Annotated in this window: 17 protein-coding genes; 5 read left to right on the plus strand and 12 right to left on the minus strand. The window is 42.1% G+C overall.

Features of this window, described 5'->3' with window-relative positions:
• Nucleotides 1-3 precede the first annotated feature (3 nt).
• Both AB3G73_RS17925 and AB3G73_RS17930 read left to right on the plus strand, forming a co-directional pair.
• Complete coding sequence (locus AB3G73_RS17925; RefSeq protein ID WP_195649691.1) at nt 4-2,073, plus strand: RagB/SusD family nutrient uptake outer membrane protein; 2,070 nt, start codon at nt 4-6, stop codon at nt 2,071-2,073.
• A 14-nt stretch (nt 2,074-2,087) separates the two neighbouring features.
• Complete coding sequence (locus tag AB3G73_RS17930; protein ID WP_234131722.1) at nt 2,088-3,080, plus strand: DUF4973 domain-containing protein; 993 nt, start codon at nt 2,088-2,090, stop codon at nt 3,078-3,080.
• Nucleotides 3,081-3,242: 162 nt separating this feature from the next.
• Here AB3G73_RS17930 and AB3G73_RS17935 read toward each other — a convergent pair whose 3' ends face one another.
• The 8 genes from AB3G73_RS17935 to AB3G73_RS17970 all read right to left on the minus strand — a co-directional run bounded on the left by AB3G73_RS17935 (nt 3,243) and on the right by AB3G73_RS17970 (nt 13,226).
• Nucleotides 3,243-5,180: a DEAD/DEAH box helicase gene (locus AB3G73_RS17935; protein WP_320975028.1), complete on the minus strand. Its 1,938-nt coding sequence runs from the start codon at nt 5,178-5,180 to the stop codon at nt 3,243-3,245.
• A 74-nt stretch (nt 5,181-5,254) separates the two neighbouring features.
• Nucleotides 5,255-6,316 (minus strand): tyrosine-protein phosphatase, encoded by a 1,062-nt coding sequence (locus tag AB3G73_RS17940; RefSeq protein ID WP_148367861.1) that lies wholly within the window; start codon nt 6,314-6,316, stop codon nt 5,255-5,257.
• A gap of 163 nt (nt 6,317-6,479) precedes the next feature.
• Nucleotides 6,480-7,949, minus strand: a complete 1,470-nt coding sequence (locus tag AB3G73_RS17945; RefSeq protein WP_148367862.1) for a glycoside hydrolase family 125 protein — start codon at nt 7,947-7,949, stop codon at nt 6,480-6,482.
• Between the two features lie 34 nt (nt 7,950-7,983).
• Nucleotides 7,984-9,147: a glycoside hydrolase family 76 protein gene (locus AB3G73_RS17950; protein WP_148367863.1), complete on the minus strand. Its 1,164-nt coding sequence runs from the start codon at nt 9,145-9,147 to the stop codon at nt 7,984-7,986.
• A gap of 268 nt (nt 9,148-9,415) precedes the next feature.
• Complete coding sequence (locus AB3G73_RS17955) at nt 9,416-11,020, minus strand: DUF6377 domain-containing protein (protein ID WP_195649693.1); 1,605 nt, start codon at nt 11,018-11,020, stop codon at nt 9,416-9,418.
• Nucleotides 11,021-11,172: 152 nt separating this feature from the next.
• Nucleotides 11,173-12,093: a carbohydrate kinase gene (locus tag AB3G73_RS17960; RefSeq protein ID WP_148367865.1), complete on the minus strand. Its 921-nt coding sequence runs from the start codon at nt 12,091-12,093 to the stop codon at nt 11,173-11,175.
• Nucleotides 12,081-12,686 carry an SIS domain-containing protein gene (locus AB3G73_RS17965; protein WP_117610937.1) on the minus strand — a complete coding sequence of 202 codons (606 nt, stop codon included), beginning with the start codon at nt 12,684-12,686 and terminating at the stop codon, nt 12,081-12,083. Before AB3G73_RS17965 ends, AB3G73_RS17960 begins: the two co-directional genes overlap by 13 nt.
• A gap of 6 nt (nt 12,687-12,692) precedes the next feature.
• The gene (locus AB3G73_RS17970) at nt 12,693-13,226 is read right to left on the minus strand and encodes a TIGR00730 family Rossman fold protein (protein WP_148367866.1); all 534 of its coding nucleotides are present in this window, start codon (nt 13,224-13,226) and stop codon (nt 12,693-12,695) included.
• Nucleotides 13,227-13,331: 105 nt separating this feature from the next.
• On the opposite strand from AB3G73_RS17970, the gene AB3G73_RS17975 reads away from it, so the two are divergent.
• Both AB3G73_RS17975 and AB3G73_RS17980 read left to right on the plus strand, forming a co-directional pair.
• On the plus strand, nt 13,332-14,552 hold the full coding sequence (locus tag AB3G73_RS17975; protein WP_367745294.1) for a M16 family metallopeptidase: 1,221 nt from the start codon (nt 13,332-13,334) through the stop codon (nt 14,550-14,552).
• A 47-nt stretch (nt 14,553-14,599) separates the two neighbouring features.
• On the plus strand, nt 14,600-15,694 hold the full coding sequence (locus AB3G73_RS17980; protein WP_367745295.1) for an SGNH/GDSL hydrolase family protein: 1,095 nt from the start codon (nt 14,600-14,602) through the stop codon (nt 15,692-15,694).
• Between the two features lie 145 nt (nt 15,695-15,839).
• Here AB3G73_RS17980 and AB3G73_RS17985 read toward each other — a convergent pair whose 3' ends face one another.
• Nucleotides 15,840-16,991, minus strand: coding sequence for an ISAs1 family transposase (locus tag AB3G73_RS17985; RefSeq protein ID WP_367744371.1), 1,152 nt, complete (start codon nt 16,989-16,991; stop codon nt 15,840-15,842).
• A 291-nt stretch (nt 16,992-17,282) separates the two neighbouring features.
• Here AB3G73_RS17985 and AB3G73_RS17990 point away from each other — a divergent pair, with 291 nt between their 5' ends.
• Nucleotides 17,283-17,894 (plus strand): HU family DNA-binding protein, encoded by a 612-nt coding sequence (locus AB3G73_RS17990; RefSeq protein ID WP_367745296.1) that lies wholly within the window; start codon nt 17,283-17,285, stop codon nt 17,892-17,894.
• Nucleotides 17,895-17,952: 58 nt separating this feature from the next.
• Here the strand turns inward: AB3G73_RS17990 and AB3G73_RS17995 are convergent, their stop codons facing one another.
• From AB3G73_RS17995 to AB3G73_RS18005, 3 genes are all read right to left on the minus strand, one after another.
• On the minus strand, nt 17,953-19,068 hold the full coding sequence (locus tag AB3G73_RS17995) for a glycoside hydrolase family 18 protein (RefSeq protein ID WP_148365408.1): 1,116 nt from the start codon (nt 19,066-19,068) through the stop codon (nt 17,953-17,955).
• An 85-nt stretch (nt 19,069-19,153) separates the two neighbouring features.
• Nucleotides 19,154-20,698, minus strand: coding sequence for an arylsulfatase (locus AB3G73_RS18000; protein WP_148365410.1), 1,545 nt, complete (start codon nt 20,696-20,698; stop codon nt 19,154-19,156).
• A gap of 28 nt (nt 20,699-20,726) precedes the next feature.
• Nucleotides 20,727-22,079 carry a glycosyl hydrolase family 18 protein gene (locus AB3G73_RS18005; RefSeq protein ID WP_167511789.1) on the minus strand — a complete coding sequence of 451 codons (1,353 nt, stop codon included), beginning with the start codon at nt 22,077-22,079 and terminating at the stop codon, nt 20,727-20,729.
• Nucleotides 22,080-22,097: the final 18 nt, after the last annotated feature.

Genomic DNA, 22,097 nt, shown 5'->3' on the forward strand with positions numbered 1-22,097 from the left:
GACATGAAAAAAAGAAATATTATTTTATGGAGTGCTTTGAGTTTGGGGATCTTTCTCCTGAGTTCCTGCTCCGATTATCTGAATGTAGACAAGTATTTCAAAGATCGCATGACGGAAGAGAAAGTCTTTGCCAGCAAAGACTATTGTGATAACTGGTTGGCAGGAGTATATGCTTATTTGTCGAAAAATAATATGATGGATGTAGGCAGTAAAGGTGCTGCTTTACATAATTTTGCTGATGATATGTTTTTTGGAGATAGCAGAGATTTGAATTATGCAACATTCCGAAACGGGTTTTATAATGAAGGGACTCGGCAGGATACATGGACAAATGCTTATATCGGTATCCGTGATGCTTCTACAATGATTCATAACATAGATATTAATCAGGAAATGTCTCATGAGGATGTTGCTGATTATAAGGCACAAGCACGTTTTTTAAGGGCCTATTTTTACTGGATACTACTTCGTAAATATGGTCCGGTCCCTATTCTTCCGGATGAAGGTTTGGACTATATGCAAGATTATGATGCTCTTGCCTGTTCCCGTAACACTTATGATGAATGCGCAAATTTCATTGCTAATGAGATGGTATTAGCTGCTTATGATTTACCGATGTTACGTGACAATCGGAATATTGCCCGACCAACCCGGGGAGCTGCTCTTGCGGCACGTGCGAAAGTTTTGTTATATGCTGCAAGTCCTTTGGCTAATGGAAATACAGAAATGGTGGATTTGACTGATGATCAGGGTAATTGTCTGATTTCACAGACGTATGATGAATCAAAGTGGGCCAGAGCTGCTGCAGCTGCTAAAGATGTAATGGATTTGAATTTTTATGAGTTATATACTGCTGCTTTCAGAGAACAGGCTATTAATCAAGCATATCCGGCAACAGTACGTCCTCCTTATCATGAAATCTATTCTAACAGGGATTTTCCTGACGGATGGAGAGATATTGATCCGTTTGAATCTTATCGATCCTTGTTTAATGGGGATGTAGCAGCTTCTGATAATCCGGAATTGATTTTTACACGCGGGCAAAATCAGAATGCTAATGAGGATATTGTAGCAATGGGGCAACATCAGATGCCTTCGTCTGTCGGAGGATGGAACTGCCATGGTATGACTCAAAAGCAGTGTGATGCTTATTATATGAATGATGGTAAAAATTGTCAGGGAATGAATTCGGAATATGCCGGTGAAGCAGGATACGAAGGACGGGTTGATTTAAATCCGCGTGATAAGGATTTTGTAACACAGGCGGAAATAAATGCAGGTACCTATCCGGAGCTAGGACCACAAGGAGAAGGTATTAGTAAGCAATATGCTCATCGCGAACCACGTTTCTATGCCTCGGTGGCTTATAATGGGAGTGTTTGGGAGATGACCAGTGCGCAAGATCAATCACAGCGTTATCAGAAAATATGGTATTATCGTGATTATCCTAACGGGCAGCAAGTTTCTGCTTCTGATTCTCACAATATGCGCACAGGTATTGGTATTAAAAAGTACTATAATCCACAGGATTCTTATATTAAAGATGCAGAAAGTACGCATTCCAATAAGATAGAACCGGCTATTCGTTATGCTGAAATCTTGCTGATTTATGCTGAGGCTTTGAATGAGTTGGAAAATGGACCTTACGAAATAGCTTCATGGGATGGAAGTAAAACGATGTCTGTTGGTCGTAATACAAGAGAAATGCAGAAAGCAATGTCGCAGATACGTATTCGTGCCGGATTGCCGGATTTTGATCAAACAATTTATGACGATCCGGATGAATTCCGTAAGTGTTTGAAACGTGAACGTCAGATTGAACTGTTTGCTGAAGGACATCGTTATTATGACTTACGGCGTTGGAAAGATGCTTCAAAAGAGGAAGTAGTTCAGGTGTATGGTTGTAATATGAATTTGGAATCTGCTCAAAGAGAAGCCTTCCATTCTCCGGTAGTTATCTCTTCCCTTCCTTCAGTGTTTGTGAAGAAGATGTATTTTTGGCCTATCTCACATGATGAATTGCGTAAGAATAGAAAGCTGACTCAAAATCCGGGTTGGACTTATTTTGACTAATAAAAGATAAAGCTATGAAGAAGATATATGTGTATTATATAATGTTACTGGCGACCGTCCTGGCTTTTACTGCTTGTAACAAAGAATGGGAAGATGAGTTGTTTGAACAGTCAGTTTCTTTTGCCAAAAACGGTGTTTATTCGACTTATGTGAAGTACAAATCGGATGGAAATGTAAGTTATCAGTTGCCGGTTATTATTAGCGGCTCTACCAACAATGATAGAAATCTGCATGTCCGTATAGGACTAGATCCTGATACTCTGGAAACTCTTAATTTTGAACGTTTTAGATTCCGCGATGATTTATATTATTTGCAGTTGGCCGAAGAATATTATACGATTCCGGAAATGGCAGTCAATATTCCGGCAGGTGCTAATACTGCGTTGCTGAATATAGATTTTTCTCTGCATGGTATCAATCTCTCGCGGGAACATATTTTACCATTAACGATTCTTGAAGGAGATGGATATGTTCCTAACTATCGGAAGCATTACCGGAAAGCGTTATTGAATGTGATTCCTTTCAATGACTATTCAGGTTCTTATTCATCAACTACTGCTATGATCTATAATCGAGATGTGGCTGATGACAAACAAACAGCTTTTTCTGTTTCTACTCGTAATACATGGGTAGAGGATGAGAATTCGGTATTCTTTTATGCCGGGGCCATTGATGAAGAGCTAAAAGAGCGCGAGATATATAAGGTGGTAGCTACATTCGGAGAATTTGATGAAGTGACGCATACGGGACCGTTGATATTAACTAATCCGGATCCTGATAATCGCATGAAGTTTGTACCGATTTCGGGAAGTTATAAAATTGAAACTAATATGGATACCAAGCTTCCTTATTTGGAACATAAATATGTGACCTTGTATGTTGAATATCATTATAGTGACGTTGCAAACGAGGCATATCCGATGAATTATAAGGTAACAGGTTCTATGATTATGGAACGTAAACGTAATATCAATATACCAGATGAAGATCAGTCTTATATTTGGTAAATTATCTCTCTTCTTCGGTTTTCATTAGGCAGGAAAGAATATAAGAGTTCCCCTTATTTTACTCTATTCTCTTTTAAGAGAAAAGTAAAATAAGGGGAATTTATATAAGATAGATTTCAAACGTGAAATTTGTATTAAGTCATATTCTGGGGGAAAAGATACTTATTTTTTCGGCTTCCTGCGTGCCCATCCCTCTTCGCTGAAATCAGGCTCTTTATCTTTGAAGAGCTGCTGCCAGTCTTCTTTCTTTTTCGGGCCACGGGCGTCGGCATATCCTCGTTCGGCACGGCTTGGCTTTTCTTTCTTTGCAGATTTAGCACCTCCTCTTGTCGAAGTTTCTGATTTTCTATCCTTTCTGTCTTTGTTCTCGTAGCGTGGTGTACGTTCGTCGTTTTTACCTCCGAACCTTTTTCCGCCTTTACGATCTGCAAAACCACCTGTTTTACGGCCTTCTCCGCTTTCTTCGCCGGCCACTTCAACAGAGACTTTACGCCCGTTCCAGTTGGCGCGGTTCAATGCTTTCACTACATTCTGCGCTTCTTTTTCAACGACTTCGAAGAAAGAGAAGTTTTGCATCAGGTCGATGCGTCCTAGTTCTATGCGCCCTCGTGTGTTGCTGTTCAGCAGACCAATAAGGTCGCTGGGGAAGAAGTTGTCCGTTTTACCCATATTGATAAACAGACGGGTAAAGCCCGGAGCAGCCTTCCGGCTTCTCTTTTCAAAGCCACCCTCTTTGCGGTCACCTCTTGCACCACGTTCTCCGCGAATGTCAGTCGGCACTTCTATTTCTGCACGGTTACGATAATATTCGGCAAAGCGGTTGAATTCGTGTGAAACCATGCGCTTAATCAAATCCTCTTTGCTTAACCATTCCAGCTTGCGATAGATTTCCGGCATAAACTCGGAGATTTCTTCTTCGTTTACTTTTACCTTCTCGAGGTCATCAATCACTTTGATCAGCTGTTTCTGGCAGATGCCTGCTGCTGTCGGCATCTCTCCGGGAATGAATTTCTTGCCGATGATACGCTCTATTTCGCGGAGCTTTCCTTTTTCACGAAGATTGATGATAGCGATAGAGGTTCCTGTTTTTCCGGCACGTCCTGTACGTCCGCTACGGTGCGTATAACTTTCCGTATCGTCCGGCAGTCCGTAGTTGATAACGTGGGTAAGATCATCTACGTCCAGTCCGCGGGCAGCTACGTCAGTGGCAACGAGAAGTTGTAGGTTACGGATGCGGAACTTTTGCATAACTGCGTCTCGCTGTGCTTGTGAAAGTTCTCCATGCAGGGAATCGGCATTGTAGCCTTCCTGCATCAGCTTATCTGCAATTTCCTGTGTCTCTTTACGGGTGCGGCAGAAGATGATACCATAAATTTGCGGATAATAGTCGACGATGCGTTTCAGTGCTTCGAATTTATCTTTGGCTTGTACAGTGTAAGCGACGTGCTTCACATTGCTGGTACTTTCGTTCTTGCGACCGATCGTAATTTCCTTCGCATCACGCAGGTATTTTTTAGAAATGCGTGTAATTTCCGGACTCATGGTTGCCGAGAACAGCAAGGTGTTGCGTTCTTGCGGAACATCCGCTAAAATGGCATTGATGCTATCTGTAAATCCCATGTTCAGCATTTCGTCCGCTTCGTCCATCACTACGTTGCGGATAGTAGACAGGGATACGGTTTTCCGTTCCATCAAGTCCAGTAAACGTCCGGGAGTAGCCACAATGATATGTACACCGCGTTTCAGGCTGCGTATCTGGCTGTCAATGGAAGAACCGCCGTAAACAGGCAGTACTTTCAATCCGTCAACATACTTGGAATAGTCGTTCAAATCTCCTGCTATCTGGAGGCAAAGCTCGCGGGTGGGGCAGAGGATAAGTGATTGGGGGATTCGGTTCTTTACGTCAATCTGTTGGATCAGGGGCAGACCAAATGCGGCTGTTTTACCTGTTCCTGTCTGTGCAAGAGCTACTACATCATTATTTTCTCCTAAAAGGTACGGAATCACTTCTTCTTGTACCGGCATGGGATTCTCGTATCCCATTTCTTCAATTGCTCTACGTATCTCCGGAGAAACGCCAAGCTCTTCAAATGTCTTCATTAAATCTCTGTATATCTTTTATTTCGGCTGCAAAGATAGAGAATAATTACGAATTACGAATTACGATTTGCGATTTATTCCAGCAGGATACTGCGTAACTGTTCAATTTCTTCTGCAGAAAGTCCGATTCCCTTTTTCAGATAGGCTTGTACGCTTCCATATTCTGCCTCAATCTGTTCTTTAGCAGCGTTCAGGAAATCTTCTTTTGCAGAGTAGATGGTTGTAATGGCTTCTTGCGAATTGATCGACAGCTTATATGCATATTTAGAAGCTTTTGGAATATTAAAATAGTCATTACTCAAACGATAGTCTTCCATAATAACGTCCTCGTTGACACCAAGAGCGGCAAGCAATAAAGCGGAAACGACTCCTGTACGCCCTTTCCCGGATGTGCAATGAATTACAACCGGATAATGAGTACGGTCGAGAAGGACGGTGAACAGTTCTTTGAATTCCTTTCGGTAGTTTAGAACTAATTCCCGATTCATTTGTTCGACCAGACGGTAAATAGTGTCACTCTTTATCTTCTCTTCTTGAATTCCTTGCAGAATTTCTTCCATATTTCCTGTGAGGATAGGGATATGTATGATGTTAAATTCATCATCATGCAGTTGCGGGTAATTGTGACGTTCATTTTCAGAGCGTAAATCTATGATCGTTCGTATTCCCATGTTTTTAAGTTCCCTGCGGGAGCAGGGAGGAATACTGTCTATCTGTGCAGAACGGTATATCATTCCCCAGCGAAGTGATTTTCCTGTATCATAAGATTCATATCCCCCTAAATCACGGAAATTCTGTATGCCGGGGATATTAATGTTGCGGGTGGCCACCTTAATCCGGTATTTATTATTAAATACCATCAGGTAGTAATAACGTTGCGACGGATCGTTGGTTACGATTGTCATTTTTCCGCTCGAAATGTTAGCCATCGCGATGGGTGAATCTTCCGGAATAAGTCCGGGAGAAGTGGAGGTGTATACTTTTACCTGTCCTTTCAATACCGGTGCTGTCTCCCATTTGATGATGCAGTTGCCTATATTATTTTCTTCACATACCACGGATATGGCAGGTGATGTGCCGGAACATGATGGGAGCACTAATAAAACAGTAAGCCAGCTTAACAGGTTTTTGTACATAGTTTCTTTGTCTTGAATCGTATACTGCAAAGATAAGAATTACCCCAAGAACTGATAATTCCTTTGCGATAATTAGCCAAAGTTAATAGTAATTTACGTGTTAAGAAAGGGCGCTACTTCTTGTAGAAGAGCGCCCTGAATGGGGAAATAACCCAAGTCTGCTTTATTGAATATTGTTCAATAAGTCTATTTTTCCTTCATTGACTAACTTTAATATGAGCTCACCGAATAAGGTGTTTTGCCAAGCGAACCAGGCACGTGTGAAGTTTTTAGGATCATCCTTGTGAAAAGACTCGTGCATGAATCCTGTTCCTGCATCTGTGTCCATCAGCATTTTTATACAAGCCTTGATTTCCTGGTCATCCTGACTGGTAAATGCTTTCATCATGATACTCATGGGCCATATCATGTCATAGCCGATGTGGGGCCCTCCGATACCTTCTCCTGCCTTTCCCTTGAAGAAATAGGGGTTGTCCTTGCTCCATACGAAACGGCGTGTGTTTTGATAAATAGGATCATTAATGTCTACATCGCCCAGATAGGGCATTGCCAGCAAACTCGGAACATTGGCGTCATCCATTAGGAAATGATTTCCGAATCCGTCTACTTCAAAAGCATAGATAGTGCCGTACTTAGGATGATTGTAAGTTGCATATTTTTTTAGTGCAGTTTCTACTTCCTGTGCCAGATCTGTACATTGCTTTGCCAAATCACTATTCTTGTTTACGGTATTCAAAATTTCCGCGGCCTTCTTCAGGGAAGAAACTGCGAAGAAATTAGACGGTACGAGGAACTGTAAAGTTGTAGCATCGTCAGACGGACGGAAAGCTGAAACAATGAGTCCGACAGGATTCACGGGAGCACCTAATCCATCGTTGTTTAATGTGTCGAGTGCACGTTCTGTTTTACGCTGGAATTTATAAGGACCTACTCCCTCTTTGCGCTGTTGTTCCTTGAAAGTTGTCAGTATGTTGGTTATAGCTTGTATCCATTCATTATCAAAAATACTGGCATCACCAGTTTCTTTCCAATATTGATAGGCCAGACGCAGCGGATAACATAGGGAATCTATTTCCCATTTACGTTCGTGCAGTTCCGGTTTCATGTCGGTCAGGTCAGACATCCATTCTCCTCCGACAGCACCATCATTGAAAGCATTGGCATACGGATCAATATTGATACATTTGAATTGTCTCCGGATCACTCCTTCAAGCATTTTCTTCAATTCCGGATCTTTATCGGCCAGTTGTATATAAGGCCAGACCTGTGCTCCGGAATCCCGTAGCCACATGGCATGAATGTCACCTGTGTAAACGAAAGTATCTGGCTTACCGTCTGTTGTACGGTAGTGGACAGTTGTTTCGAGGGTATTGGGAAAACAATTCTCGAACATCCATGCCAGTTTTTGATTCGTAAGCAGCTTTTTCACTCGGATGATTTCTGCTTCCACAGCCTTTGATGTAAAAAGACGCTTATTTACAGGTGGACGGTTGCTTTTATAAGCGGCAATTTCAGCTGCCTGATTCACTACATTTGTATGATCTTTAGCTAAAACGAGTTCTGTAGCTTTGGCATGACTTCCCATTAACAGGGTGGTTGTAATAATACATATTCCGATATTCTTTTTCTTCATATCTCCATGTTTTTAAGAGGATTATTAAAATTGGTTATTGTAAATCGATTCCGCCTAGTCTTCCATACATTTCTACGAAAGCAGCTTGTGTAAGAAGCCATTTCTTTTCGCTTTTATCTGTTCCGCTCCAGTCTGTCTGAAATAGTCCCCGTTCATCCCTGGCATGATCCCATGCATAGTCGAGGCTTTTTTGGAAATCGGTTAGATAAGTCTTGTTATGGTCTATCTGATAAAGTTCAATGAAACCTCTAAGCATAACTGCCGTGAACCAAATATTCCCTTTTTTCAGTAATTGAAATGTTTGTCCATCCGGAGAGGTAAAATGAGTGAAAAAGTATCTATGACACGCTTCTGCTATGTTTTGAGCATCTTCCAGATAATTTTTCTGTTTGGTAATTTGGTAGAGCAGGGCGGCTGCCTGCATCATTTGTCCACTGTTATAGGCAAATTTGGCACGGCCGATTTTCTTATTGAGTGCGATGTTGTCGAAATATAGATGATCTTCTGGATCTTCTAAGTTCTTTTTAGTCCATTCATATAATTCTTTCCCTTGCTTTAAATAGGTATTGTCTTGAGTTGCCTGAAATAGCTTGAGAGCAAATACAGCTCCCGGTGCATTGGAACAGGTATTTTTGGATTCTTTCTTTTGTTCACACCAGTAGATTCCTCCGCCAAGTACATCGTCTTTTCCACTAAGGATGAACTCCCATATGAGTTTGGCTTTTTCCAGATATGCTTGTTTCTTTGTCATGCGATAAGAATCGGTAAAATCGATGCCCAACCAGACGTTATCATCATAGAAACGGTCGGAAACTGGTTGGTTGCTTATATAAGAAGAGTAGGCGAATGGCTCTCTTTTTTTGTCGAAATATTCTTCCAGTCCGGGCAGTACTCTTTTTTCCAGAAGTTTTTTGTACTTCTTATTTTCAGTTGTTTCCAGTAATGCGTTCACGGCAGAGAATGTACCTGAATATGGCCAGAGGTAAGAGTATTCGTTTCGTCTTTTTGCTTGCTCTTGTGATGCCAGATAAGTTGCTTCATTATTTTGGTCAAAAGGATAATTTTCACGTAAAAGGCAAGTGTTGGGTGCTGCATAGTTTTGGTACAGGGCATCCAAAGTTTGCTGTGCTTTTTCTGTGTTGGGATTTGCATTTGCAATGGTGAAAGCGCAAATAACATTAAGTAATAGGCTATTCATAATTTTTTCTTTAAGTAGTGTTTATATAAATAGTAGTTTGAATTAATCCGCAGGTTTTATTGTGGCAGTAGCCATTGGAGATTAAATTTCCAAATGTAGCACTGCGACTCTACAAAAATACCTTTTTCCTGCAACTTTTTAAATGGGAAGTAAGTAGATTGTAAATAGCTGTTAGTGTTATGTTATTGATAATTAGTCGTATGACGATTGAACTACATCCAATAAATGTAAACGATGCTGTATGATTAATACACTATTATTCCCGGATTTATTGTCCGATTCGAGCTACTTTTTCTTCAAATTCATTCCGGTCTCCATTTGCTTTGATCCGCATTTTTGAGCGATAATTATAGATGGTAGATAAGGAGTATTGTAGGAAATGCGCAATTTTCACGCTGTCTGTAATTCCGAGCCGGATAAGTGCGAAGATTCGCAATTCAGGTGTTAAGAGTTTGCCGGGTCCCGGAATAATTGCATTTTCCGGTAAGAGCAATGCGTTAAAATCTTCAACGAAATTAGGGAAGAGATTCAAGATTGCTTTGTCGAAATTATTGTAAAACTCTACCAGATCTTCTTCTGTATTGAGTGAAGAGTGGAGGAAAGAGGTTACTTTATTTATATCTTCACTTTTGGCTATTTTGAGTGCTCTTTTCTTAAAATTGGCTATTTTAGTGATATAACTGGTATATTGTTCCATATACAACCCTACATATTCTTCTTTGATTTTATTGTTATCTGCCAATATTGAGTTCATTTGTTGTATTTCGTAAAGATGGTGCGACAAACTCTCATTAGTTTGCTCTACTTTTCCTTTTTGCTTTTTTAATTGTATGAACAAAATAAATAGCAGAATACAAACCAGGCACAATGCCGTAAGCAATATTGTTATGATGATAAATTTATGTTTTTCCTTCTCTTGAAATGCCTTATCTATGAAAAGATACATGTCGGAGGCTTCGATTGTGTTAATTCTCGCATTGCATAGGATAGCATCCTCCATTGCATTTTTCATGTATTTATATGCCCGGTCTATATCTCCACTTTCAAAAATCAGCTTGGCTAATATTTTTAAGGAAAGATTTTCTCTGGCTCCATTTAATACATCGGAGATGGCTGATATTGCGAAATATTTAATCGCATTTTCACGGTCATTTTTACCTTGATAGGCAGATGCCAGAGAATATGCTATTATTCCGGCATTTCGTGAATATGGTGCATAACTCTCGTAAACACTGTCCAGTATGTGAATAGCGTCATCATACTTTTTATGGAAAAGAAGAGTCGGTGCGGCTATAAAAGCTCGTACGTTCGATGGTACTTCTTTACATTGAAGCAGTGAATCGCGATAAATTTGTGCTATCAGATCATTTTCTTGTGAATCGTGCTCGTTGGAGGCAAAAGCTTTCTGGTGATTGTAGATTGTGACTTGTCCGAGAAAGAATTCGGCTTTGAGTCTAGGGGATAGCTGCTCTTGTTGCATCAAATTGGTAATCGCCAGAGCTTCTTTGAAAAAGCCCATCGAAGATAATATTCTTGAATAATCCAGTTTTGCTTCAATTAAAAGTTCTTTGTCATTACTTTCTTGAGCAAACCTGTTCATATGGATGGCATAGGCTAAAGCGGAATCTTTTTGGAAAGATGAATACTCAAAACAAAGGGATTGCGCTATCCCGACTTTTTTCCGGATGTTTCCGGATTGCCTTAATACTATTTTCAGGCTGTCTATTTGTCTTTGCTTCTGTTTGGTATAGCTAGCTTTATTTTGTAGAGATTTATCTAATACTTTTAATAATGTTTTCACTTCATCATTCGCTTTTACGGGCAAACTGATGAAGATTAGGACTATCAATAGAGGTAAAATAAATCTTTTCATATATTAAGTAAGATTGCTTATTGAACATGGTTGTTTGCAAAGATAAGGAAATCCATATTAAGTTAAGGTTGACAGATTAACTTAATATGGATTTTATGGAAATAGGGATTTCGCTGGATGAACGTCTTGTATCCAAATCCTTATTTGTAATATCACTTGTATTTTTGTGCAAACTCCACCGAAACCGAATTGCTGAAACTTCGGCAAACTTCAGCTGCAAAGTCTTTTCCGCATTGGATTATTTTATCCCAGATCTCTTCATTCAAGTTATTTAGATCGCGGTATCGGACATCGTATTTAATTAATCCGTAGATCAGCCCTGCATTGAAGTTATCACCGGCTCCGATGGTGCTGACTGCCTGTAATGGCTCTATCGGATAATCTTTATTGACCAGATTAGTGCGTAACGCTACCTTTTCCGCACCTGCAGTACAGATGAACCGGGGACAGTAGAATTTGATTTTATCTTTGTAAATCTTGTCTATATCCTGCATACCATACATATATAGAAAATCTTCTAAAGAACCACGTACGATATCCGCATATTCCAGATTCTCAATAATGGTCGGAGCCAGCTTCATGGCTTCATTCTTGTGTGAAGAACGGAAATTCGGGTCATAATAGATAATGGCTTTCTTTTCACGTGCCTGATCTAGTAGTTCAAGAATCTTCTCCCTTAGAACCGGATTCAGTGCATAATAAGAACCCACCATGACAATGTCGTCTTCCTCCAGTTTCGGAAACAGAACATCCAGACGTTGCTTCGGGTAGTCTTTGTAGAAGATATATTCGGCATCACTCTGCTCGTTCAGGAAAGCTAAAGATACGGGTGATTTTCCATCCGGGAATACATTCACATGATCGGTCGGGATATGATTCTCACGCATGAACTGCAGGATAATATTGCCTACACGGTCATTCCCGGTTTCACTGATGAAGCCGACGTTTATTCCCATTCGTCCCAATGAGACAATACCGTTGAATACAGAACCTCCCGGTACGGCGGCAGAAGGCTGGTCACCTCGAAAGATGATATCGAGGATGGTCTCTCCGATACCGATTACTTTTCGCATAGTGATCTTGATTTTTCTCCCAGATAACCGCCGTGGTGACGTTTTGAATATTCAGCGATAGTAAATCCTGTTTCCTTCATGGTTTGTACTACCAATATATCTCCGATCACTGTCATGGCAGTAGTAGATGTAGTAGGAGTCATCCCTAACACACAGACTTCTGCAGGCTTGCCGGTACTTAGGCAGACATCCGATTCTTTTGCCAGCGGACTATCTGGATTTCCGGTGATAACGATAAACTTCAGATCCGGGTCCAGATTATGAGCCAAACGGGTTAATTCCACAATCTCACGTGTCTTGCCAGAGTTAGAGATCAGCAGGAGCAGATCGTTTTCTTGTAAGATACCCAAATCCCCGTGTTGCGCCTCGCTGGGATGCAGAAAGACGGATGGAATACCGGTGGAACAGAAAGTCGTAGCAATGTTCATAGCAATCTGTCCGGCTTTTCCCATACCGGAAGTTACCAGTTTTCCCTTCTTCTGATGTATTTGTTCTACAATCAGTTTCACCGCTTTTTCATAAGCATCTGTTACAGGGATGTTGAGCACAGCTTGTGCTTCCTGTTGCAAAAGTTGTTTGATGGAGTCTATCATATAGGATCAGTTTATTTTTTCTTTTAATTCATTTAATGTGTTTGCTACTTCGTAATAGGTTGAGAAAGGCTGTCGTGCAAAACCTTTGTCCTCCAGGGTGTGGAGTGCTTTTAATAGCTCATCGTAAAAACCATATTCATTGTAGAAAATGACCTTCTTCCGGTGATATCCGATGGAGGCAGCGGCTATTACGTGGAAAATCTCATCAAGTGTACCGACACCTCCGGGAAGAGCAACCAATACTTCCGACTTCTCCGTTATGATATCTTTGCGGTCACTCAAGTTACGGGTATGAATTTCTTCATCTAACAGAGTGCTTACCTTGCCGTTCTCTTCCAGTTTGGCAGGAACTACTCCAATGACCTTACCGCCATTTTCTTTCACGGCACGGGCTATGCATTCCATTAATCCGAGGCTGGCTCCTCCATATATCAAGGTTTTGCCTGTCTGCCCCATCCATTTGCCTATTTGGCCGGCGCTTTCGAAGTACATTTTGTCAATGTTATCGGAGGCGGAACAGAATATTCCTATCTTTTCCATATACGTTGTTGCTGTTATAGTCCACAAATATCTGCAATTTTCTATAAACAGCAATAAGTTTTATTGTATTTTTGTGGCATTAATTCAATAAGGAAGTATAAAACGATGCAAGGTAACGAATATACATTGCCAAATGGCCTGCGTATTATCCATGAACCAACCCTCTCAAAAGTAGCTTATTGTGGTTTTGCGATTGATGCCGGAACCCGTGATGAGGCGGAGAATGAGCAAGGAATGGCCCATTTTGTAGAACATCTGATTTTTAAGGGAACGGAGAAGCGGAAAGCCTGGCATATTCTCAACCGGATGGAGAATGTAGGTGGTGACCTGAATGCATACACAAATAAGGAAGAAACTGTCGTCTATGCCGCTTTCCTGAAAGAACATCTGGAACGTGCGCTTGAGTTGTTGGGGGATATTGTATTTCATTCCACTTTTCCGCAGCATGAGATAGAAAAAGAAACGGAGGTCATTATCGATGAAATCCAGTCGTATGAAGATACTCCGTCGGAACTGATCTTTGACGATTTTGAAGACATGATCTTCCGCAATCATCCATTGGGAAGAAACATTCTTGGTAAACCGGAACTTCTGCGGAGTTTCCGCACGGAAGATGTCCTATCGTTTACCCGCCGTTTTTACCAACCGGGAAATATGGTGTTTTTTGTTCAGGGGCAATACGAGTTCAAGAGAATCATCCGTCTGGTAGAAAAATACCTGTCGGATATTCCTGATGTGAAGGTAGAGAATCTCCGTACACCTCCGCCTCTGTATGTGCCGGAACATTTGACGGTGGCCAGAGATACGCACCAAGCACATGTCATGATCGGTAGCCGTGGCTATAATGCGTATGATGACAAGCGTACTGCACTCTATCTGCTGAATAATGTCCTTGGAGGTCCCGGAATGAATAGTAAACTGAATGTGTCCCTTCGCGAACGCAGAGGACTAGTCTATAATGTCGAATCCAATCTGACTTCCTATACGGATACGGGAGCTTTCTGTATTTATTTCGGGACGGATGTGGATGACATGGATACTTGCCTGAAATTGACTTATAAGGAACTGAAGCGGATGCGCGATATAAAGATGACTTCCTCCCAGTTGGCGGCAGCGAAGAAGCAGTTGATCGGACAAATCGGAGTAGCGTCTGATAACTTTGAGAATAATGCGTTAGGGATGGCGAAAACATTCCTGCATTATCATAAGTATGAATCATCCGAGCTTGTTTTTAAGCGTATAGAAGAGCTAACAGCAGAGATGTTGTTGGAAGTTGCCAATGAGATGTTTGCAGAGGAGTATTTATCCACATTGATTTATAAATAGTCTTATAGTATACTGACGATTAATAAACTGTTAATATTAAATTGACCATGAAGAACTTAACACGTAATGTCTGTATTTGTTTGGGTCTGATGATGTTTCCCCTTACAACATTCGGACAACAAAAGAACAATTTTACCTATGTGCCGGCTCAAGAGCTTTTACTGGTAGGCAAAGCAACTACCGAAGGCGAATATTTCCATCGGGTAGATACAGCCAAGTATCGTACAATGCCTGCCACTGTGAAGAAACTGTTCACAAATTCTGCCGGTCTGGCTATCTCTTTTACAACGAATAGCCCTGTTATAAAAGCCAAATGGACGGTTCCTGATAATTACCAGTTACCCAATCTGACCAGAGTTGCACAGAAAGGTTTGGATTTATATATCAAACGGGATGGAAAATGGCAATTTGCCGGGGTAGGAATACCGGGTGGTGTGACTACGGAAAAAGTGCTTGTTGATAATATGGGTACGGAAGAGAAAGAATGCTTGCTGTATCTGCCTTTATATGATGAACTGAAAAGTCTGGAAATAGGCGTTTCTTCTGATGCACACATACGTAAAGGAGAAAATCCGTTCAAAGAAAAGATAGTGGTATACGGGTCCAGTATTTTGCAGGGAGCATCTGCCAGTCGTCCCGGTATGGCTTATCCGGCTCGTTTATCCCGTAGCAGCGGGTATAATTTCATCAATTTAGGATTGAGCGGAAACGGCAAGATGGAGAAAGAAGTTGCCGAGATGTTGGCGGATATTGATGCAGATGCTTTCATTCTCGATTGTATTCCTAATCCTTCTCCCAAAGAGATCACCGACCGAACTGTTGATTTTGTAATGACGTTACGGCGGAAGCATCCGGATACGCCTATTATTGTGATACAGACATTGATACGTGAAACGGGTAATTTCAACCAGAAAGCTCGCGAGAATGTGAAGCGGCAGAATGAAGCCATCGCTGAACAGGTAGAAGTATTGCGAAAGAAGAATGTCAAGAACCTGTATTTCATAAAAGAAGATCAATTCTTGGGAACAGACCATGAGGGAACTGTAGATGGGACCCATCCGAACGACTTGGGATTCGACCGAATGTTGAAGAAGTATAAACCCGCTATCAGTAAGATACTGAAGATTAAGTTTCAGGACTAATAGCAAGAACCGTATCATAATAGAAATAAGGTTCTCCCTCTTGCTTTTCGCCTCTTAATTTTGTACCTTTACAGATTTTCTTCCTTTCACTAAGGGGATGTCACGTTATAGGGTGACATTTATCACTTTATACAGGGCAGACGCATTAAAAATCATTATCCTGTAAAAGTTTTGATAAATATTTTTCATCCCACCCAGCTTTTAGCCTTTTTAGATTCATACTTCCTTTAGTTGTTTTATCCTTCTTCAGGATAGTAAGTGCCATTTTTGTTGCTGCGGAAAAGTTTCTGGCTGCATTTTTGACCTTTTTACTATAGTCTTCTCGAAAGGTAACATCCAGTTGCCAATGCAGATTATTTTCAATAGACCAATGCTGTCTGATGGCAGAGGAAATTTCGTCCGGTTTGGTATTATCCATTGAAGTTACATAGTATCTTACCTCTTGTGTATATTCTCCTGTTGCCACTATTGTTCTTTCCGATTTTATCCCAACAACAGACTTCAGTCCCACAAGTTTCTTTTTAAACATTTTTTCCATTATAGGTCCATAACTAACTACAGTACAAGTTCTTGTCTCTATCCTTCCATGTCCGGTATTTTGAGACACATGCCTGGTGACTCTATTGATTATTTCGTCTTTATCCTGATAATCTTCAATGATCTGTTTGGTCAGTTGATAGTTTTTCTTCTTGTTATCCTTTATAGCTATAATATAATTTGCGTCACGCTCAATGATGGTCCGTGTTATATCTGTCTGGCAGCCCATCGCGTCAATTGTGACAATGCAATCATTGAGATCCAAAGAGTTTAGTAACAATGGAATAGCGGTAATTTCATTACTTTTATCATCCACCTTCACTTGTCCTAAAGAAATTCCATTGGCAGCGGACCATGCGGAAACCATCCATAATTTGAATCCTTCCTTTCCCGTCGTATGTTCTCCGTCACATTTACTTGGACCACGCATAAGTTTGCCATCTATAGCTATAACCCCTTTCACCTCCTGACAGACTTGTTTGACCCAATTACGGAAGATCAACTCAAAATATTCGGGCTTTATGATGCTAAAGAATCTATTAAAAGTATCATGGCTGGGTATGAACTCCAGATTAGGTATGCGACTTTTGAAAAAAGCAATTTTGGCATTGCCAAATTCCTCAATCTCATTCCAGGATTGGGCACCACAAATTACAGCAGCAATGGATATATAGACGATGGTTTCCATTTTATGGACTTTTTTACGGTTCATTCTAGGATCTTCTATTTGTTTACAAAGGTCAATTATCCCTATTTTCATGTTAGTTTATGTTTTATAATATCTTATAAAGATAAGGAAAATAGTCGAAATAAGAAAGAATTAATAAGTTAATAATCAATTATATAAATAGAATGAAAACAGGAGTGGGATAGTAAAAAATATAATGCGTCTGCCCTGTCACTTTATAAGATGCCATTTATCCTTTTATAAAGTGACAATCGTCACCTTGCAAGGTGACGACTTCCCGACTGCACAAAAATACATTAATCTCTGCACTGAAAATCCTTAATCTCTGCACTGAAAGTTCTTAATCATAGTTAGAAAAGAAAGATGGCTTATTACAATTTAAAGAAGAAACCGTCCCTCACCACGAAAGAGGGCGAGACTGAAACGATGTATGCCGACATTGTTTATAGCGGAACGATTCCGGCAGAACGGCTGATTCGTACAGTTGCCGAGAGAACAGGATTCAAGGAAGGCGTGATAGACGGTATCCTTACGGAATTGAAAGACGATGTGTTGGAGTATCTGGGCGAAGGATACCATGTCGAACTGGGAGAATTCGGTTTCTTCTCGGCCAAAGTGAAAGCCTCCCGTTTGGTGGCAAACAAAAATGACCTCCGTTCCGAATCTGTTGCTTTTGATGGAGTGAACTTCCGTGCTTCCAAGAGTTTCCGGCAGGGGATTCGGGGAGATCTGGAACGTAAGAAGTGTGTGGACTTCAACACCTCGCGGAAATGGGACAGGGAAGCCCTGAAGAGACTTGTCCTGCAATATATCCGGCAACATGGTTTCATCACAAGAACTACCTATACGGAACTGACAGGACGGTTGAAGAATACCGCACTTACCGACCTCAAATCTTTTGCATCCGAAGGAATTATCAAGCGGATAGGACATGGAAACCAGATGCATTTCGTTGCACTGCCGAAAGAGGAGTAGAAACGGACAAGGTGGTGATACCGGGAAAGAATCCGTCGCGCAGCTTTCCCGGTGATTTTTATTTCTCTGTCATCCCATCCAAATAGTGGCTGACAACATCGATCAGATGATGTCTTATCTTACCTGTTTGGGATGCGGGCTGGATGGCGTCGTAGTTAAACTCCCACCAGAAAACTCCTTTGTATTTCTCTTCCATTATCCATTGTATTTTGGTCAGGATAGTTGCAGGGTTCTCCATGGTGACAAATGCTGATTTGTCAGGAGAAAAGTAATAGGATACGTTAGCCTTGTTATCATATTCTTCCGTCCACCCTTCCTGCAAGAGAGGGAGCATATCGTTATAGCTGAAGTACTCCCCATATTCATTCAATTTGCCTTCTATCTTTGTGTCCGGTGTTAAATTTTTATAGATAAATCCGTAATTGGCCAGACCGATGCAAAGTTTATCGCGGTCGAATACTTCCCAATGCGCCAGTTCTTTCTTTATCTTGTCGAGAGGCGTGTTATGTTTCGGTATATTTCCCCAAATGCCACCTCCCATGTCATAAGTCATGATATTGATCCAGTCTACGTTTGCGACCAGTTTATCGGCTAGTTCTTTGTCATAGATTTGCCAGGAATGAAGAGCCGTTGTGAGGTATAGATGCCTGTCGTCATTGCGTTTCTTCTCCAGGCTGTCCAGCTTGAGTCTTATATTGGACAGGAAATCGGCGTGCAGAGGAAGCTGGAGCTGCTTCTCCCAGTCTATCTCAATTCCGTCATAGTTGTACTTGTCAATAAACTGCATCATCATATGGATAAACTTGTTTTGCCGGTCAATGGAAGATACCTTTTCATTGAATCCCTCTCCGGCAAATGATAGCAGAACCTTGGTTCCGTTCTCATGAGCCTGTTGTATTAGCAGAGGTATTATTTCGACATTCCTGTCTTTTATATATTGATGTTCTGTTACCAGTTTCCTTGTAATTTCTTCTTGCGGGCAGGTGAAATCCTCCTGATTCCATTGAGGGGCTGCCATCAGGTAAATATACTGGAACTGGCGGTAATCAATCTGCTTTACCTTTTCAGCGCTTTTTAACGAACGTCCGGTCAAGTAGGTTGAGTGAGTAAAATCTTGTGCATACGATTGGCAACACACGAGTGATAGTAATGCGAAGAATAATACTTTTTTCATCGTCTTGTTTTTCTGTTTATAATTGTAAAAGAACACGGCTTTCCTTTTGTAGGGGGGAAGAAAGCCGTGTTGAGTGTGTTAGAGGTTATAAAGGTTGCCCGTAGCGGTTGTCTACGAGATATTCCAGTTTCGCGGCCATCTTTTTTACTAAATCCGGGTTTTTATCTGCCACGTTATTTTTTTCCGAAGGGTCCTTGGTGATATTGTAAAGCTGCGGTTCCATGCTGTTTCCCAGTTCAATGTTTACAAACTTATTGACAGCGGGGCCTTTTCCGGGACGAATATATTTCCATTGCCCGTCGGTAATCGACAGATTATTGTGGGCATTTTGCAGTACCAGCCATTCGCGCCCTTTCTTCTCCTTGCCTGTCCAGGCTTTCAGCATCGGCTGACTGTCCGGTGCAGCTCCTTCGGGCAGACGGAAGTTCATCATTTCGGCAAAGGTGGCAAACCAGTCTATCTGGCAAACCAACGCGTCCGAAACGGTTCCCGGACGGATGACGCCTTTCCAGCTCCAGATGCAGGGCACGCGTGTGCCTGCTTCGTAAGCGCTGTACTTTCCGCCACGGTAAATGCCGCCGGGCTTGTGGTTACCCAGCAATTCGACGGCTTGGTCTTTATAACCGTCATCTACTACCGGGCCATTGTCGCTGGAGAGGATGATTAATGTATTCTTGTCCAGTCCCAAGCGCTCCAGTGTGTTCAATATTTCTCCTACTGACCAGTCGAATTGCAGCAGGCAATCGCCGCGAGGCCCCATTCCGCTTTTTCCTACAAACTGGGGAGCCGGTACGCGGGGAACATGCGCATCTTGTGTGGCAAAATACAGGAAGAAAGGTACATCTTTATGGTTCTCGATGTAGGAAACGGCTTTGCCTGTCAATGTTCCGGCTATTTCTTCATCCTTCCAGAGAGCCGATTTTCCGCCTTTCATATATCCGATACGCGAGATACCATTTATGATACTCTGGTTGTGTCCGTGGGAAGGGTGCATTTTGAGCAGTTCAGGATTATCTTTCCCGGTAGGCTCACCGGGGAAGTTCTTCTGATAAGAGACCTGAACCGGGTCGTTAGGGTCGAGATTGACTACCCGGTCATTTTCTACAAAAACGCAAGGCACACGGTCGCCTGTGGCTGCCATGATAAACGAATAATCAAAGCCGATATCACCGGTTCCCGGTTTCAACGGTTGGTTCCAGTCCTGTTGCCCGTTCTTGTCGCCCAGTCCGAGATGCCATTTGCCTACCACTCCGGTACTGTATCCGGCTTCTTTAAACATATCCGCCATCGTGTAGCGTTCCGGGCGGATGATAGAAGCGGCATCTCCGTCGGCTATTCCTGTTCCGGCTTTGCGCCAGGCATATTCTCCTGTCAGCATGGCATAACGGGCGGGCGTGCTGGTGGCAGCCGCGCTATGTGCATTGGTGAAACGCACACCCATTTTTGCCAGGCGTTCTACGTTGGGAGTATGGATGGTTTTGGCTCCGTTGCAACTCAAGTCACCGTAGCCTATATCATCCGCATAGATGAAGACGACGTTAGGCGTACCGGGGAGTTTGGCTTGTGCACAGACTTTGGTTGCAAAGCAGGAGGTCAGTGCTAACGGCAGCATATAGAGTTCTTTTTTCATGATTCTTTTTATTTAAGTGAGTATGCGGTTAATTCTTGTCCATTTGGAAGGTCTTTCCTATAACATCCAGCAATTTGTGCGGACTGTCGTCTTTGGCATCCATGAAAAGCTGCCAGATAATGACGCCGCCAAACTGGTTATCTTTCACATATTGGCATTTCTCGCGAATCATCTCCGGGCCGTTCCAATAAGTTTTCCCGTAATGGTTCATTGATTCGATGCCGGATACTGTACTATATTCCGAGAGAATATTAAAGTAACGGATGGCGCCTGTATCATCGGCGGTAGCCAGATTTTCCCACGTGAACCCATAGAAAGGAAGTCCACCCAATAACTTCTCTTTGGGGGTCTTGAGGGTAGTATTCCAATACGTCAGGTCACCGGTGAAGTTAGCCATAGTGGCATCCGGTCCGGGGGCGTTTGTGAAACTGCCTTTCGAGCCGCCTTTAGGCACATAACGGTCGTAGGACATCAGATTGAGGAAGTCAAAATACTGTTGCCAGTCCACTCCATAATTCAGCCATGTAGGGTCGGCTGTTGCCGATGTCATGAGCCATTCCGGGTGAGCCGCTTCTTTGGCTTCATATAATTCTTTAAAGAATTCCATCAACACCGGTCTGTACTGGTTCCACCACGGAGCTCCCTGGTCGCCCGAGTATTCTTCATAGTCAATGTCAAATCCGTCCAATTCATATTGCTCCACGAAGTTGATAATACCTTCGACTAATTTAGTGCGTGTGGAAGGTTCTTTGATGGCATTGGTAAATTCTTTGGGAGTGTTCTTGCAGAGAGAAATCAGCACTTTCACGCCGTTCTTCCTTGCCGTATTCCTTGCTTCTACGATATGGCCGGCCACCTGTTCCGGATTGAGCGTTCCGTCGCTCTTCACTTTGAGAAAGCAAATGGCTACATGAGTCAGGTATTCCCAATGAATATGGGAGAGCTGAGTGTCATACTGGAAGTCATTAAGTGGCAAATACCCCAATACTACCGGTTTGTACAGTTCCGGTTCGGGCTCCTGCAAGTCCGGAAGGTTGACTGTGTACACCACTTGGCTTCCGTCGGCGGTGGTCACTGTAAACTCTTGGGTATTATTCCACAAAGCGATGCTTTGGGGGTCGGGGGCAATGGTAGCCCCTTCTGCCAATTGGTAGCTTACCCCTGTAATATCTGCTGAGAAATGGATACCGCTCAGGCTGATGACACGGCTGCTTTGGTCAATGGTGCGTCGGTAGTAAGACCCTCCGCATTGGATGATAAAGCTTTGCAGAGGTCCTGCATTTGTCACCGGAGTTTCCTCCGATGACGAACTGCTACACGAGGTGGCGATTAGTATAATCCCTATCACCATCCCCATCATTTGATATATACTTTTTTTCATATTGTTTCTTCTATTGTT

It is taken from the genome of Bacteroides sp. L008 (genome assembly GCF_040812255.1).
Classification (GTDB): domain Bacteria; phylum Bacteroidota; class Bacteroidia; order Bacteroidales; family Bacteroidaceae; genus Bacteroides; species Bacteroides vicugnae.